This is a genomic window from Stenotrophomonas sp. NPDC077461, from assembly GCF_049545475.1.
GTDB lineage: Bacteria > Pseudomonadota > Gammaproteobacteria > Xanthomonadales > Xanthomonadaceae > Stenotrophomonas > Stenotrophomonas nematodicola.
The window spans coordinates 36903-53053 of sequence record NZ_JBMWDO010000001.1 but is presented as its reverse complement, the minus strand read 5'-3'; the positions used below and the strand labels follow the sequence as shown (position 1 = coordinate 53053).

14 protein-coding genes are annotated in these 16151 nt (G+C 62.5%); 1 reads left to right on the top strand and 13 read right to left on the bottom strand.

Features of this window, described 5'->3' with window-relative positions:
* Positions 1 to 69 precede the first annotated feature (69 nt).
* From ACPEH8_RS00240 to ACPEH8_RS00180, 13 genes are all read right to left on the bottom strand, one after another.
* Positions 70 to 543, bottom strand: a complete 474-nt coding sequence (locus ACPEH8_RS00240) for a hypothetical protein (protein WP_423665707.1) — start codon at positions 541 to 543, stop codon at positions 70 to 72.
* 101 nt (positions 544 to 644) lie between these two features.
* On the bottom strand, positions 645 to 1061 hold the full coding sequence (locus ACPEH8_RS00235; protein ID WP_423665705.1) for a hypothetical protein: 417 nt from the start codon (positions 1059 to 1061) through the stop codon (positions 645 to 647).
* A gap of 107 nt (positions 1062 to 1168) precedes the next feature.
* Positions 1169 to 2929 carry an ankyrin repeat domain-containing protein gene (locus ACPEH8_RS00230; protein WP_423665703.1) on the bottom strand — a complete coding sequence of 587 codons (1761 nt, stop codon included), beginning with the start codon at positions 2927 to 2929 and terminating at the stop codon, positions 1169 to 1171.
* 360 nt (positions 2930 to 3289) lie between these two features.
* Positions 3290 to 4303, bottom strand: a complete 1014-nt coding sequence (locus ACPEH8_RS00225; RefSeq protein WP_423665701.1) for an ArdC family protein — start codon at positions 4301 to 4303, stop codon at positions 3290 to 3292.
* A 66-nt stretch (positions 4304 to 4369) separates the two neighbouring features.
* Positions 4370 to 4615, bottom strand: coding sequence for a hypothetical protein (locus ACPEH8_RS00220; RefSeq protein ID WP_100442697.1), 246 nt, complete (start codon positions 4613 to 4615; stop codon positions 4370 to 4372).
* A gap of 91 nt (positions 4616 to 4706) precedes the next feature.
* Positions 4707 to 6581: a DNA primase family protein gene (locus tag ACPEH8_RS00215; RefSeq protein ID WP_423665699.1), complete on the bottom strand. Its 1875-nt coding sequence runs from the start codon at positions 6579 to 6581 to the stop codon at positions 4707 to 4709.
* Positions 6582 to 6637: 56 nt separating this feature from the next.
* Complete coding sequence (locus ACPEH8_RS00210) at positions 6638 to 6799, bottom strand: DUF3450 domain-containing protein (RefSeq protein WP_136191690.1); 162 nt, start codon at positions 6797 to 6799, stop codon at positions 6638 to 6640.
* 610 nt (positions 6800 to 7409) lie between these two features.
* A complete protein-coding gene (locus ACPEH8_RS00205) occupies positions 7410 to 8135 on the bottom strand; it encodes an N-6 DNA methylase (protein ID WP_114618569.1) in 726 nt (241 codons plus the stop codon).
* Positions 8128 to 8817, bottom strand: coding sequence for a DNA N-6-adenine-methyltransferase (locus tag ACPEH8_RS00200; RefSeq protein ID WP_423665697.1), 690 nt, complete (start codon positions 8815 to 8817; stop codon positions 8128 to 8130). Before ACPEH8_RS00200 ends, ACPEH8_RS00205 begins: the two co-directional genes overlap by 8 nt.
* Positions 8818 to 8864: 47 nt before the next feature.
* The gene (locus tag ACPEH8_RS00195; RefSeq protein ID WP_423665695.1) at positions 8865 to 9473 is read right to left on the bottom strand and encodes a hypothetical protein; all 609 of its coding nucleotides are present in this window, start codon (positions 9471 to 9473) and stop codon (positions 8865 to 8867) included.
* A gap of 413 nt (positions 9474 to 9886) precedes the next feature.
* The gene (locus tag ACPEH8_RS00190) at positions 9887 to 10489 is read right to left on the bottom strand and encodes a hypothetical protein (RefSeq protein ID WP_143565995.1); all 603 of its coding nucleotides are present in this window, start codon (positions 10487 to 10489) and stop codon (positions 9887 to 9889) included.
* Between the two features lie 111 nt (positions 10490 to 10600).
* Entirely contained in the window at positions 10601 to 11371 is a 771-nt protein-coding gene (locus tag ACPEH8_RS00185) for a nucleotide-binding protein (protein ID WP_099470384.1), read from the bottom strand.
* A complete protein-coding gene (locus ACPEH8_RS00180) occupies positions 11358 to 13346 on the bottom strand; it encodes an integrase (protein ID WP_423665693.1) in 1989 nt (662 codons plus the stop codon). The genes ACPEH8_RS00185 and ACPEH8_RS00180 overlap by 14 nt, the downstream gene beginning before the upstream one ends.
* Before the next feature lie 92 nt (positions 13347 to 13438).
* On the opposite strand from ACPEH8_RS00180, the gene mutS reads away from it, so the two are divergent.
* On the top strand, positions 13439 to 16060 hold the full coding sequence (gene mutS / locus ACPEH8_RS00175; protein ID WP_423665691.1) for a DNA mismatch repair protein MutS: 2622 nt from the start codon (positions 13439 to 13441) through the stop codon (positions 16058 to 16060).
* Positions 16061 to 16151: the final 91 nt, after the last annotated feature.

Genomic DNA, 16151 nt, shown 5'->3' with positions numbered 1-16151 from the left:
CGCATTGTTTGAAGTCTTCGAAGGTCAAAGAGGAAGTGGAGCGCTTACGAAAAAATGCGTGCCACTTCATCAGCGCTGGCCCTCAATCGGAACGACGCGGGTCTTGCTGCCCTTCCCGGTCAAGAACACCTTGTCCCCGGCGCGGATCGGCAGGTCATCAGCCTGAACAATGGCAATGACTTTTCCGCTCTCCAGATCGCGGACATACACCTCCACGCCCTTGCGCTTGCTGACTCCGTTTTGGATGGCCGTGCCGGCGACGCCCCCAATCACCCCTCCCGCCACCCTGGCGGCGCTGCGGTAATCGCCTTTGACCTCGCGAGCGGCCCCATAACCCACGGCCGCGCCGATGGCGCTGCCGGCGTTGACCTTCTTGTCCGATTGGAGGACGACCTCGCGGACCATGAGGACCTCGCCCAGGCGGGCGTTCTGAACACTCAAGGTTTCACTGGTGCCGTAACGACGGGCGGAACTGTTGTCCGCAGCGGAGGCCGTCAAGGGGAGCAGGCCGGCAAGGGCCAGAGAAAGAACCAAAACGCGCATGAGGCCTCCTTTTCCGAATGGGTTGCACTACCCATAACAAAAGGTTTGGTTTGCGCAAGGGGATCGGGAAAAGAAAAAGGCGGCTTTCGCCGCCTTTGTCGTTACTTACAGGGATGCGCTTCCGAAATATCCGACGCGACGGCATCCCACCCAACACCGCGAACACAAATGGCCGGCGATGAAAGCCGTGGCTGGTCGCCAGCCCGCACGATCAACCGGGTGGTTCGGCCGAGAACGTCAGCGGTCACGGCCAACGAACGGCCGTCGCTCCAAGGACGGTCGACGGAGCCTTCGAGCTGAACCTTTCTTTCTTGAACCTTCTCCCAAGGGATGCCCCCGGCATTGAGAAGGCTGGGGAAATCATCCAGGGTCGCGTCCTTGGGCAGGTCTACCTCGCCCAACAGAATCACCGCAGTGGGCGCAGCTTCTCTTTCAAGTGCAGCGACGCTGGGTTGACTGGAACACCCCGCAGCGAGCAGCAACGCACCGGCGATGGCCGACAAACAAAGATTGCGCACAGATCCTCCTTTTTTGTGTAGGTAGAAAAACCCATAACAAAGAAAAGGAGATGCGCAAGGGGATCTGGAAAAGAAAAGGGCGGCTTTCGCCGCCCTTTCCCTTGGCCTTAGAAGCGCGCTCGTAAGCGAGGCGCCTCCTGGGTTTGGCCGTCCTGCCCGTGGGCCTTCATGGCCGCACCGACCTGCCGTTGGGCGTCGGCCCCAAACCCGCCTTCCGGTGGCTTCCAAGCATTGGCAGCGGGAAGAAGCTCGTCCAAGAGCTTGGATCGGTTGTGGGCTCGCAGCTCGTTCTCAGCGTTGTTCAAGAACGACTTGGTCTCTCGGTTGCTCGCAAAATCGATGGGCTTCATGCCAGGCTCGTTTCGAAAGCCGTTGACATGGTTGTCAAAGCCTTGCTCGCCGACGAGCTTACACCCCTTGTCCCAGTCCGCCCCTGCGAACACCAGTTCTCGGCAGAGTTCCGTCTTTCCCTGCTTCGCCGCTTCATGGAGGACGCTGTAGCCGGCATAGTTGTTGTAGGCCCAGCCCTCGTCTCCGTCGATGTTGAACGTTCGGTTCCGACTGACCAGTTCTTCGTTGGGATCCACCTGCTCCAGCAGACGTTTGGCGTCGCCGGCCTCAACGAGGGCCACAATGTTGAGCACGCGGTCTTGCTCCTCCTTCGTCTGCTCTGCCTTTTCCGCGGCCTGCTCTTCCGCTTCGGCATCCCAATACCGAGCCTCGTGGTAGTAATCCCGGGTCGCATAAGGGGTTTCCCCCCTGTCGTTCTCCACATGGTGTTGCGAAACGCCTCGCCCCACCCCATCGACCAACTCTTCCATCGCGCGCTCGTCCGCGGTATGGGCAGGAATGTTTCCCTCCATGTCTTTTGCGTCAACCTGGGCCCCGGCCAACACCAACGCCTGCACCATCTCCCCCGTTTTGACGTAATGAAGCGCGGTTCGGCCCAGCGCATCGGTGTCCCTCACACTACCGCCCTGCCCCAACGCAGCGACAAGCTCGCTGGGCGTCTCGGCCATGAAAATCGGGTCGGTCGCCGCATCGACGCGCTCACGCGGCGAAAAATCGTCTCGGTGGTTCCGAACACTTTCTCGATAAAGCACAGGATCATGTTTTAGCGCTGGCTCGCCATTCGAGTTCAGCAGGGAGGGATCGGCCTTGGCATCCAGCAAGCGCAGCACAACGCCTGGGTCGCTGGCCAGGTGGAGCGGGGTGTCTCCCCCGTCCGTCCGCAGATTCACGTCGGCGCCGGCATCGATAAGCATGTGGCAATCGCCTTCAAGCCCTCGCTTCGCAGCAACATGCAGAGCGGATTGCCCTTGGCTTAGGGCATTGACATCCGCTCCGGCCTTCGCCAACAGCGCCAAACCTTCCGCAGTAGGTTTTTCGGACCAAGCGGGTTCCCTTTGGTATGTGCTCAACAGGCGATCAAAAGGCGAACGCCCTTGTTTGTCCAACGCGTGAACATCCGCCCCAGCCGAGATAAGCAGTTCCATCTGCCACGGCTCCTGACATTTATGCAAGGCGGAATCGCCGCGCGCGTCGCGATACCCTTTCACATCGGCGCCGTCTTCGATGGCCTGCCTTACCTCGTCCTCGAAGCGACCCTTCGTCTTCAGACCAGCGAAGGCCAAAGTGTTCCCCAACCGATCCGTTGCCTCATCGTTGAACGATGGGGGCACACTTTGAGGGCCCTCAACGGGCGAAAGGGTTGCCGGCTCCGCTGAAGCCACTGGCCGCTGGCTTGAATCATCCAAGCGCTCCCGGACCGGGGGTTCAGGCGGCTCAGAAGAAGCCACGCCTGGTAGTTCCGTGTCCTTTTGACGGATGAAGGGTCGAAGTAGATTTGAAAAGACGTTGCCAGCCATGGTTCCTCCGCTTGGTGAGTGATACTCATGTCTTAACAAAGAAAGGGGGATGCGCAAGGGGCCGCAAAGAGAAAAGGGGTGGCTTTCGCCACCCCTCTCAACCCAGCGTAAGAAGCTCAAGAAAAAACATGGCGCCTAGTTAGTGATTTCTGAGGTCGGTTAACTAAGCATTCTTTCCACCCCGGCGACAGCAACCACCGGAAACCACCAATACAGCAAGGATAACCACCCAATCACCTCCTAACTGCTCACCCTGCAAAAGTTATCACTTAGAAGGATAGGAATCGAAGCACGGCCAGGACTTCCCCCGACACATTTATTTCTAACTCAAAACCTCAAAAGGTCAATCCCCCACCTGCGTCAAGCAACCTGGCGTTCCTTGCGTCGCGATGGGGACCTTCGGCCGGCTTCCGCCTTTCGCCCCTGCTCCATGCCCTGCTCCTTCTTGACCTGGGGCAGCGGCTCGCGTTCAAACGCCGGGATGTCCAAAAAGGTCATGACCTTCTCCGCTTGGCTGGCTGCACGGAACAGGGTCCTGGGGTCATCGGCGAGGGCCTTCATCCAACTCTGCAAGTATGCTGCGTGCTGTTTTTCGTGTTCTTTCCCCAGCCCGATCCCGAGGCGCTCTAAAATGAACAAACTTGAGATTTCTGCACAAAGCTCTTCCTTGGCATACCCCTCCGTCCCGAATCGCCCGGTTAGATCGCGGCCGAGCCGGTGCTTGGCCCCGGTCCAATGGGCCAGTTCGTGGAGCAGCGTGGCCTGGTAGCTCACGTCATCGCTGAAAGTGTGGTGCTTCGGCAGGTGAATCGAATCCGCGGCGATGGAGTAGAACGCTCGGTTGCCACCGTCGTGATGAAGTTTTGGTTGGTGTTTGTCCAACAACTCCCGGACACGCAGGTTGCGGATCGACTCGGGCATGACGAAGCGCGGCGGGGGCTCGGGCATGCCGTCCATTTGGCTGGCATTGAACACCGTGGCGACGAACACCGATGGCCCTTGGTATCCGTTCTTCTCTTCGCCCTCGGTCAACGGCTCGGCCCCGTCTTTGGCCTTGCCCGTCTTGCTGAAATCCCAGTAAGCGATCTGCTGGCCCTTCTCGCCGCGCCTGACTTGGGCCCCAATGCTTTCTGCCTGCCGGTAGGTCAGCCAGCGATTGTCGTTGTAGCCATGGGCCATCTGCGCCCCGAGAAGGATCAGTGTGTTCGAGCCCCTATAGGACTTGCCCGAGGTTGGATTCCACGGCCCGTTGATCGAGCCGTTCTGCGGGGCGTCGGGGTCGTTCCAGGGCCGGCGCCAGGGGACGGTGCCTTGCTGCATGAGTTGGAGCATTCGCTCGGCGGTGGTTTGGATGAGATCCGAATACTTGGACATGGGTGGTTGCCTCAAATCTTTTTCAGCCTCCTGCGCCTCTCAACAGGTGGTTGTGGGTGGATGGGGTCAGAACTCGATATGAAGGGTCAAAGTTTTGCGGTGATACAACGCTCGCCGCAGTAGCTCGGCGATGTCGTCTTCGCTGCGCAGGCCCTGGTCGCCGTCTTTGCCAAGACGGACATGGAGACCAAACCCGCTCTGCACGAGCAAGTATTGCGGGTCCGCTTCCGGCGTCTCTGGGCTCTCCAGATCGGCCGGGCCGATGGCCTCTTCGGGAAAAGCGTCGCCGGGGATATGGTTGGGCGATGGCATGGGGGCTCCGTTTTGGTTTGGATACCCCTTTGCAATAGCGCAACTGCGGGGGATGTAAAGGCCTGCCCCGGAAATGCCGGGCATTGCTGAGTTAGCCCACCTTCTTCTTTGCCGCCTCGGCCTTGCGTTGCTCGCGCGCCTGTCGCTCCCGGCGATCCTGCCTCTCCCATGCCGCGGCGCTCTTGGCTTGGCGCTCCCGCTCTGCGCGGCGTTCGGCCTGGACCTGCTCGTAGGGCGTGTTGGCAAAGCCGAACAGGTGCTGGATCGCCTCGGGCAGCTCGGCAAAATCCTGCTCATCTTGCCGTTCGGCGGCGGCGGCCAGTGCTGCGTTCTGGGCGTCGTTGGCGGCCTTGACCTGCTCAGTTTCGGCTTGACGGGCTTCTGGGGTCAGGGCCTCCAGCCGCTTGAGCTCCAGCTCTTGTGCGCGTTCGGCGTCGGTCTGCTCGCCCTTCCAGCTGCAGAGGTAACAGTCCAACTGCTCGCCCTCCACGCGCCGATTCGACGGCCGCCCACGCAGGTGCCCGGCGGTCTTCAGACCACGGGTGAACTGGCGCTGCGAGAGGATTTCATCCGGTTCAAAGCCCTTCTTCTCGCACCAGGCCACATAGCGGGCATGGATGGCCTTGACGCTTTGCCATTGCTCACTGCCAGCGGCGGCACCGAACAGCACCCGGTCGGCGTGGGCCCAGGCGGCGATAGAATCAGCGCCGTGGATGACGGCCTGCTTGTAGGCCTGCGCGGCTTCCGGGAGTTCGTGGTCGGCCATGAACCGGCCTCGGGCCACGACTCGGCGGGCGCCTTCCAGCATCCAGTCGAGGAACAACTGGCCTTCTTCTGCAAGCAGCTTCTTGCTGAAGTCAGGAATGCGGTCACTCTCCGGAATCACGTTCGCCCACTCCACGATAGAGAGGCGGCGGGCCACGCCGCCGGACTTGTCGCGGAAGAACGGCGCGGAGTTGGAGCTGATGATCCACTTGGCCTTGGACTGGTAGTTCAGAACCGAGAGGTGCTTGCGATTGATCGCGATGCCATTGCCGCTGACCAGGGTCTTGAACGTGCCCTCCTTCCATTTTTCGCACTCCACCTCGTCCACCAAGATGAGCTGGCTTCCAAGGATTCCCTCCAGCGCGAACGTGTCGCTCAACGTGCCCAGGTCCAGGCGGGCCACTTTGTTGTGGACGCCTTCCACGCATTCGGCGAGCGTGGACTTGCCGCTGCCGGCAGCGCCATGCCACCACGCCGCAATCTGATAAGACCCGGGCAACAAGGTCATGCCGCATTGCTCCTGCACCAAGGCGCGCACGCCTTCGTCCGGCAACGCATGGGCCAGGAACTTGCCCAGAAGGCTATCGGCCGGCACGGAGCTGGGGATGTAGCGCTGGCCGGGCGTGGCGCCCGTGGCGATGTTCAGGGCGTGGGTCATGCCGTAGCGCGGCTGGGGTTCCAACGCCTGGATGCTGTCGGCGGTGATTTCCAGGTAAGCGTCAGCGCAGGGGACCACCGCCCGCTTGGGTTCCAACTTCGGCAACGCGCTTTGCTGGCCTAGGCGGGTGCGGGCGTAGGCCCAGCAACTGGAAGCGAGCTTGTCGCTGGCCTTTGCGGGGATGTTGGCATCGAGCCAGTCGGACGCCAGGCCGTCGCCGAGGCCGCGGTGAACCAGCGCCCAGTGATTTGCACTCCAACGGTAGACCAGCGTCGATTGCGTCGCGGATTCGTCGCGGACGCTGGCCCAGAGGTGGCCGTCGAGCCCCAACTGGAGGTGGCGAGCGAACAGGAAGTCCAGGCTTTCCGGGCGCAGTTCGCCTTTGTTGAGCTTGGCTTGCTTGTGGCGATCCAGGGCGCGTTGTTCGACCTTGAGATTGCTGGCGTAATCCCGCCGGTTTTTCTCCCAGTGCTTTTCGATGAGAAAAGCAATCTCAGGGGGGTTGACGACCGACGGATCTTGAGGGAGATTGTTCGTAGACATTGTAGTTGGCTCCAACGACTCCCCGCCCGGCAAGGCGGGGTTTCGCGTTTGTGGGGTTAGGCGACGTGCGGCAACGCGTTGTCGAGGATCCGGCGCAGCTTCTCGCTGGGAGAAATCCCCGACCGCTTGGCTTCGGCTTTCAGCCGCTCAATCAACGCCCTTTCCATGCGGGCATTGAAAGGGTCTTTTCGTGGGGTTTGGTTCTGCTGCGTGCTCATGGGTTCTCCGTGTTGCATCCGTAATACATTCAAGAAAGCAGGTTTCTTGAAACCGTCAAGCCCCTTCCCCAGAAATATTTTTAGCTGCTGGTTAACCTTCCTGCTGGTTGTCTGTTTTTTCTTAAACCAGCAGCCAAACCAGCAACTAAAAACCTTCCAGGCGATTGTTTTATCTCGTTTTTGTTCAAAAAATAAGCTAACTGCTGGTTTGCTGGTTAAAAAAACAGGTTTACGCTACGCGCCAACGTCTCATTTGGTCGAGAGATTTTCACTTATTCTTAACATTTTACAGTTGCAGAGAAAAAGTGAAAAAATTAACCAGCAAACCAGCAGGAGCCTTCAAAGCCTTACGTGGCAAGGGTTTTGCTGCTGGTTTGGCTGCTGGTTAACGGTTTTGGCGTTAACCAGCAGGAGCGTTAACCAGCAGTCTTTCCTAACAAACCGATACGGCTGGATTATTTTTCGTATGGAATGGCTTTCAGGAAAGCGGGGTAACAAGTGCTTGCCACCCGGTTTCTGCGGGTTGAAGAGCCAGAGCAAAAGCGGCTTGAAGCAAGAGCCGGCGGCTGCTCGCCGCCGAGTCTGGGAAAGGGAAAGGCGGGCCTCCGGCCTACTCGTAGTTGAAGGAGTGGGACCAGAACCCGCATCGCCTAGGGTCGGCCAACTCGTCCCCTTCTGCCTGCCCCTCTCCTTCCGTCTGCTTTTTTCCTCGGACCAGCTCGTTTCCCACCGTCACTTTGACTTCCCTAAGCGGCAGGGAATGAAAGGTCTGGTTCATGTGAATCTGCAAAGCTGTCATCGCTGCGCACAAGGGATCAATGTCTCCCGCGCGAACCCGGATTTCATTGCTTGAAATGAGGTTGAGGCGACTCCGGATCGCGGCCAGGGCCAGTGAGCCGGCACCACAACAACAGTCATAGACGTTACTCACGCTGGCACTGGGGTGCCGCCAGGTGAGGTTGGTGGCAAGGGCTTGAACCAGGTCCAAAAGATCGCCTGGCGTGAAAGACTGCCCCAGCCCTTCCCCGCCCTTCCTGGCCAGCAGCTCGGCATGGACCTGCCCAAGAATGTCTTCAAACGGCCTGCTTGCAGCGACTGCGTCGAAGTAAGCGGTGATGGCCGCCCCCACCTCGGGCACTGCGACGGCTCTTTCCTGCAAGGGGGTAAATGCAAGCACTTTGGGGTCGATGTGAGCCACCAGCTTCACGTGATAAATCCCGAGTGACATCAGCGCGTGCTGAACAAACGTTTCGACTGCAACCCGCGGATTCCACGGCTTGCCATCGGTGGAAGGAATGGCGCGGATGGCCTTCACCAGGTTGGCGACCTCATTCATCGTTGGCCGCCCCCACGCCCTCGCCCAGCCCAAAACTCACCCGGGCAAAGTCCAGCTCCAGGAAACACCCGCGGATCTGCCCCTCCCTGACCGCCCGCTTCAAGCGACGGGCGCCCTCCTCGCCGTAGGCAATCCACGCAGGGCCAGCAGGGGGCGCGTCACCTACGTCTCCGTTGGCCCGGTGGAACTTCAAGCGGCCCTCCTGGAAGACCACCGCGCTGACATTGGGGTGGCTCAGCACGAAACGTTGGAACCAGCGGGTCTCGGTTCGCGCAAACACCAGGGCGATGCCACCGCCCGGGTGGTTGGCCATCTTCTCCATCCAGGCCTCTTGCCCCCGGCCGAACGGCGGGTTCATGAAAAGGAAGGCATCCGCCGGCCATTCCGACGCCAGGCCGTCATCGCTGGGCTTGAGCATCCGAGCCGCGGTGGGCCACGGCATCCCGTTCTCGGGCGTTGCCGGATCCAGGTCGAAGGGCCCCAGGCCCGTGTAGCCTTCCTTCGGGCTGCCCCAAATGAGCTCCGGCGGGGTGAGCCAGGTGTCCGTGCTTTGTGCTGCGGGCAGGCGGTCGTAACCGACCATGGCGGACGCGAGCTTGGTGGCGCGAGGGGCCGAGGTGTTCTTGCGCTGCTTCGGCATGAACAGGTTGGTCTGGTCGGATGAAGCGGAGAGGATGTTCAATGCGTGCACCTAATGGCTGATAGGGAGTGGTCGTAAGTTCGAGGGGTTCAGACCTGCGTAGCCGGTCCGAAGTACAGCGAGGGCATCTGCGGCAGCTGCACGTCCAGGTGCATGGCAATGTTCCCCAGTGCGTCTTCGTCGGCTTCGCCCTCTTCGACTGAGGCCGCCGCGACAAGGCTGACGTTCGCCTCCAGATCGATTCCCCAGATGCTCCACGTCGGCGCATTGAGCTCTTCGGTGCTGAGCCGGTCAAACTGGCTCAATGCGTCTTCCCAAGACTCGGCTTCGAAGGTGTAGCGGCGGCTGGCGAGCCCCGTCCCTGTCAGCAAAACGCGTTGCGGCGGCAACACCTGTGCGGCAGGACCGGCGACACCATCGTGACCCTCCTCCTCCTCCGATCCGAACTTCATCTCACCGGCTCGGTTGAACACGTAGTTCGGGATCGCGTCGTACACCGCGTTCCCCACGCCTCCGTATACCTCCCGCTCGATTCTCTCCAGAGAGTAGGCCGAAGACTCAATCAGCCGCTGTGCGGCGATCTCAGGATCGAGCGACTCAAGATGGTTGATCGCATCGGACACACACGTGGCGTCCGTGGCGATGCTGTAGTCGACCCAGACCGGGCCGGTAACGCTGATGGTGTATCGCTGTTTCATTGGCTATTCCTTGATCTTTTGGCAAAGCTTCGCCAGCACGGCGATCTGGCCGCGTTGAACGGTTGCTTCATGGGGTTGGGTTTTCGGGTGGTAGAAGTGATCGAAGTAGGTCGGCGCGTGGGCTGACGCTCTTACTCGGAAGCGGTCGCGCCCAGGTTGCGGGCTGAGGTTTCCACCCACGCGGAGTGCGTGCTGAGGGCAATGGCAGCCCGGCGGACTTGGGAGGTGAGTGAAGTGTTCAAGGGCGTCTCCGTTTCCGATGCGCCCATCATGTCAACGCACATTGCCACCCAGCATGAAAGAAAGAATCACTGAAAGTGACCGTTTTTCAATGACTTGCAATCAATCACTTTCACGACAAAGTGCGGGAGGACCCGGCATTCGGGCATCCCATTTCGCGATAAGTTTTTGCCTTAGCCGAGGCTTGCCTCACGCGGGCGGCTCAGCGCTTGGCGAGCATCGCTCAGGATCGAGTCGACAGCGTCTATCAGCACGTCGTGCAGACGCCGCTCGACCCAGGGCATCTGGAGTGCCTCCAGTGTCGTGTGAGGCTTTGCAAAGCGGGTCGGGTAAGCCGCGGCAGTCCCAAGCACCCGTCCTCGATCATCCACGGCCCAAGGCAACATGCGTTCAAGCGCATTAATGCCAAGCCGCTTCAGCTCCCTTGTAAGGGATTCAATCTCGGCATCGGCCTCAGCACGCCTGACCTTGGCGGCGGCCAATGCTGCCGACAGCGCACATGCCTCATCCTCTTCGATACGTTGGCGGCCAGCCGATATCCATCGCCCGTTCACCTCCGCCTCGCTGCAATCCAGGACGGATCTCCAGTTGTAACGGGTGCCACTTTTGTTGCTCTTCGCCCTCGTGAAATCAGGGAAGAGCCCCTTCCCCGCCCGGCGACGGCTGTTCAACGAGTCTAGGCTGATGCCCATCGTGTAAGCCGCGACGGCACCGCTTACATTGGGCTCCAAGCCTCTTCTTGCTCGCGACAGCTCGTCCTGATGTTGCTTGCTCAATGTAACGAGCGGTGCCGTCGGATCTTTTCGCGGCCGGCCACGGCGCTTGCCTCCCAGAATCCCTGGGTCTCGGCCTTTAGCTGCTGGCTGGCGTTCTCTCACTGCGCGGCCTCAGAAGCGGAATCGGCCGCCACCCACATCTTCTGCGGGTCGGGCAGGCTCAGGCAGAGATTCGTCCAATGCGTCTTGGCGGGCAGAAGAACGCGCCACCCGCAAGACCTTTTCCACCTCGTCCAACGCAGCGCTCATGGCGGCGTCGTAGGGGTCTCTTGCGTTTACGCTGATCCAAGCCTCCAGCAGCGCCTCGGACAGCGACGCATCCCACACGTTTCCTTCGTCCAGGGCCTGGTCCAGTAGCTCTTCCGAGACCGAGAGAACGTGACCGGCGATACGGCCGTCGCTCATGACCCAGCCATGGCTGATCGACACGCAGTCTCGCAACGATAGGAAGGACACGCCCTTGCCGACCGCCTTCTTGAGCTTCTCCAACTCCGCCCGGCCCGTCTTTACCGCGAGCTCCCGCTCGAGCTCGCGGATCTGCTGGCGCAGTGCGTCTTCCTCTGCCACCAGCCGGCGCTCCTTGGCTGAGCGACCCAATCGAGCGCGCTGCCACTCGACGAGATCCTCGTACAAGTAGCGGACGTGCTGATTGGCCCCGCCGTGGAGGCTGCCCGCGCCTTTTTGAAAGGGCGGCCCCAGCGGGGGCGACCGGCGGCGCCACTCGCCCAGCGTATCGAAGTGCACGCCCAGATACTGGGCTGCGGCTTTGGTGGAAACGGTGGGCGTCAGACCGGCCGCCGCTCGCGACAGTTCTTGGTCCAGCGCGCGTTGTAACTTGGCCCGGAAGTCCTCTTCGCTGCGAACCGTCTCAATCGTCTGCATTGGCCAACGCCACTTTCCGATTCCTTGGAGCGAACAGTTTAACCGGCTCCTCGCCGGCCTCGTCGAGGCGGGGCTTGTCCAGCCCCTTGAGCCGGTTCCAGACCCGGGGACTGCGGGCCACCATCATCTCCTCAACCTCGCCAAAGGCATCGCGAAGGCGTGCCCACTCCTGCTGCGTGTAGCGTTCGGAGACCGGGGACATGCCATCGCCGCCGGCCGTGCGGACGTGGTGATGGAGCATCTGCGAGACGATGCGGCTCTCGCCAAACTTCAGGGCCGCGTAGCGCCCAAGGGTCCGCCGCAAATCGTGCGTGGTCAGGCCCTGGTCGACGTCATCCCGAATGTCCCCCGTATCTCCCTGCTGCCCAACCAAGCCCGCGTCGCGACGCACATTGGCGAGGATCGATTTGCTATCGAGGTAATGGCCCGACTTGCTGCGGCTAGAGCGGGCGGGGAACACGAAGCGTGTCCGGTCCACCTTGCGCAACGCGTCCTGGACCCCTGCCTCCAGTGCAGCAAGGACCGTTCGTGCCGCTCCCTTGGCCTTTGCTGACTTCAGCAACGACTCTGCTGCAGCCAGCTCGCGCCGGGCGTCTTCGTCGTCCAGCCGGGTTTCAAAGCGCAGTCGCAGCACCCTCTCCGCGAAGTAGCTGATCGGCAGAAAACGCTCCTCCCCGGATTTGGTGTCAAACATGAAGACCTGCGGCCCCTCCCGCTTCGTGTAGCGGTTGATCTCCCCGGGCTGGCCCAGCCAGACCCATGACACTTCTTCTTGGATCAACTCGCTGTGGGAACAGCGATCCATCCAGCGCAGTTGCGCGGCCTCGCTTCGACGCGTGCCCCAAAGCAAGGTCAGCAGCAGGTAATCGGACGCGCCGGCGTTGTGGCCACCCTGCTCGTCCCGGCGCCCCACAATCGACTGCAACACCTTCGGGAGCGTGTTGTCGGTCAGCGGATTGCGGACGGCCGCCTTCTCATAATGCTTGCGGAGGTTCCGCGCGCCTCTCAGCAGGTGCCTATCAAAGATGGCCTGCAGGGGGTTGTGCCTCAGCCTAGACTCTCGCCCCTCCCGCCCCGCCAGAACGCTCTCACGCTTCAGCACCATGGCCACCGCGCGGTGGGCATCCGTGAAGCTGTGTTCGGTGGCGGCCAGGCCACTGGCCCGGACCCGCTGGACATACTTTCCTGTGATCCCCAGGCTCTCCAGTGTCCGCGTATCCAGCTCCGCCCAGTCGTCGTAGCCAGCCAAGGCTTCTCGCATCGGGGTCGGAATGCGGTTGGATCGGACCATGGCGCTCTTGCGCAACGCCTCGAACGCGGCTTCCACGTCGTCGTCGGTCACATCGGCCACGGCCCGCTGAGCGAACCCCACTTCCGGACGGGACAATCGAGCAAGGCTGTCCTCCAGCGCCGTCAGGCTGGACTGCTTCACCAGGCGCTTGGCCACCCGGTCCCTCATGTCCGCAATATAGACGTCGAAACAATCGGACACTGTGAGCCGGGCCAATCGCCCGACCTCTTGCTGCTGCTGGCTCGCCCGGGCTGCTCGAGTCTTCGGGTTCTCGCCTGACGCCTTGAGCTCCTGAATAAGCTCCCGGGCCACGGAGTAGGCCTCTTCCAGCCCCATGTCCGTGACATTTCCCAACGCGAAGCGACGAACGCCCTGTGCTCCGCGCCGAACCACTTCATAGGTGGTGCGGGTCTTCCCCACGTAGAAGCCAAAGCCGACCGGTGCCCCTTGGTTTCCATCCAGCACGCGATAGGCCTTGTCACCCTGCTCCGGCGGCCGCTCCACCAGCTTGGCGCGCTTGCCCACGCCTCCGGACGCAGGGATGCGCCGAACCGAAAGCTCCATCACCTGTTGGTGGGTCAGACTAAACTTGGTGACCTGGCGCCGGGTGGCGCGGTCCGTCGCAACATTTTTTGGCATGATCGTCCGTGTCCCGATTAGCGTCGCAACACGATCTTTGCCCAAGCAACCGACCATCGCAACACCATCGCAACAAAAAATCCCGTTACTTGCCGTTTTGGACGGCAACCCGCCTTCACTGACCGAGACGGACTCCATTGCAAGCCACTGACTTAAAAGAAAAACGCAGCGAATCCAAGGGTGGTCAAGAGCATACCCCTCTTATGAAGCAGTTCTTCGCCGCCAAGTCCGACTATCCGGACCTGCTGCTGTTCTTCCGCATGGGCGACTTCTACGAGCTGTTCTACGACGACGCGCGCAAAGCGGCGCGGCTGCTGGACATCACCCTGACCCAGCGCGGCAGCTCAGGCGGCGCGCCGATCCCGATGGCGGGCGTGCCGGTGCACGCGTACGAGGGGTATCTGGCGCGTCTGGTGGCGCTGGGCGAATCGGTGGCGATCTGCGAGCAGATCGGCGATCCGGCGTTGGCCAAAGGCCTGGTCGAGCGCAAGGTGGTGCGCATCGTCACTCCCGGCACCGTCACCGACGAGGCGCTGCTGGACGAGCGCCGCGACACCCTGCTGATGGCGCTGTCGCGCGGCAAGCAGGGCTACGGTCTGGCCTGGGCCGACCTGGCCGGCGGCCGCTTCCTGGTCAACGAGGTCGATTCCGACGACGCCCTGGAAGCCGAGCTGGCCCGGCTGGAACCGGCCGAGCTGCTGGTGCCCGACGAAGAAAACTGGCCCGACTTCCTGCGCCACCGTACCGGCATCCGCCGCCGCGCGCCGTGGCTGTTCGATGCCGACAGCGGCCGCCGCCAGCTGCTGGCCTTCTTCAAGCTGCATGATCTGAGCGGCTTCGGCATCGACGACAAGCCGCGCGCCACCGCCGCAGCCGGCGCACTGCTGGGCTATGTCGAAGAAACCCAGAAGCAGCGCCTGCCGCACCTGACCGCGATCGCCACCGAAACGGCGAGCGAGGCCATCGCGATGAACGCGGCCACGCGCCGCCACCTGGAACTGGACACGCGCGTCGATGGCGACACCCGCCATACGCTGCTGGGCGTGCTCGACACCACGGTCACGCCGATGGGCGGGCGCTTGCTGCGGCGCTGGCTGCACCGCCCGCTGCGACTGCGCGAGGTGCTGGTACAGCGCCACGATGCGGTGGCCACCCTGATCGATCGTGGTGCCGACGGCGATGTCCGCGACGCGTTCCGGGCGCTGGGCGATCTCGAACGCATCCTCACGCGCGTGGCGCTGCGCTCGGCGCGTCCGCGCGACTTCTCCACCCTGCGTGATGGCCTGGGCCTGCTGCCCGAGGTGCGCGCGGTGCTGGCGCCGCTGGATTCGCCGCGTCTGGTCGCGCTGCGCGACGCACTGGGCTCGCACGACGAATGCGCGCACCTGCTGGCCTCGGCGATCGCACCGACGCCGCCGCTCAAGCTCAGCGATGGCGGCGTCATCGCCGAAGGGTTCGATGCGGAGCTGGACGAGCTGCGCCGCCTGTCCACCCACGCCGACCAGTTCCTGATCGACCTTGAACAGCGCGAACGCGCCAGCAGCGGCATCGCCACGCTCAAGGTCGGCTACAACCGCGTGCATGGCTACTACATCGAAATCAGCAAGGGACAGAGCGACAAGGCGCCGGTGCACTACACCCGCCGCCAGACCCTGACCAATGCCGAGCGCTACATCACCGAAGAACTGAAGTCCTTCGAGGACAAGGTGCTGTCCGCACGCGAGCGGTCGCTGTCGCGCGAGAAGCTGCTGTACGAACAGCTGCTCGATACGCTGGGCGGCCAGCTGGAACCGCTCAAGCAGTGTGCCGCCGCATTGAGCGAGCTGGACGTGCTGGCCGGCTTCGCCGAGCGCGCGCAGGCGCTGGACTGGTCGCGGCCCGAGCTGGACACCGCGCCGTGCCTGCGCATCGAGCGCGGCCGCCACCCGGTGGTCGAGGCGGTGCGCGAGCAGCCCTTCGAACCCAACGACCTGGACCTGCACCCGGACCGCCGCATGCTGGTGATCACCGGCCCCAACATGGGCGGTAAATCCACCTATATGCGCCAGAACGCGCTGATCGTGCTGCTGGCCCACATCGGCAGCTTCGTGCCGGCCAGCCGCGCCGTGATCGGCCCGATCGACCGCATCCTGACCCGCATCGGCGCGGGCGACGATCTCGCCCGCGGCCAGTCGACCTTCATGGTCGAAATGGCCGAAACCAGCTACATCCTGCATCACGCCAGCGCGCACTCGCTGGTCCTGATGGATGAGATCGGCCGTGGCACCTCGACCTACGACGGCCTGGCGCTGGCCGATGCCGTGGCGCGCCACCTGGCCTACCAGAACCGCGGTTACACACTGTTTGCCACCCACTACTTCGAACTGACCGCGCTGGCCGACGAGCAGCATGAAGGTGGTGCCAGTGGCATCGCCAACGTGCACCTGGACGCGGTCGAACACGGCGATGCACTGGTGTTCATGCACGCGGTGAAGGACGGCCCGGCCAACCGCAGCTTCGGCCTGCAGGTGGCCGCGCTGGCCGGCCTGCCGAAGTCGACCGTCGCGCAGGCGCGGCGCCGACTGGCCGAGCTGGAGCAGCGCGGCGGCGAGAGCCAGGCCGCCACGGTGGCGCCCCAGGCTCTGGATGCACCGCAGCAGTTCGGGCTGTTCAACGCGCCCAACACCGCCGCACAGGATGCGCTGGCGGCCATCGACCCGGACGAGCTGACCCCCAGACAGGCACTGGAAGCGCTGTACCGCCTGAAGACGTTGATCTGAGGCCATCCCGCAGTGCCGGCCGGGGAGCCGGCGCTGTCCGCCCCCCACACCCGGCGCACTCGGCGTGACGCCTTCGCATTCCCGTCGTGGA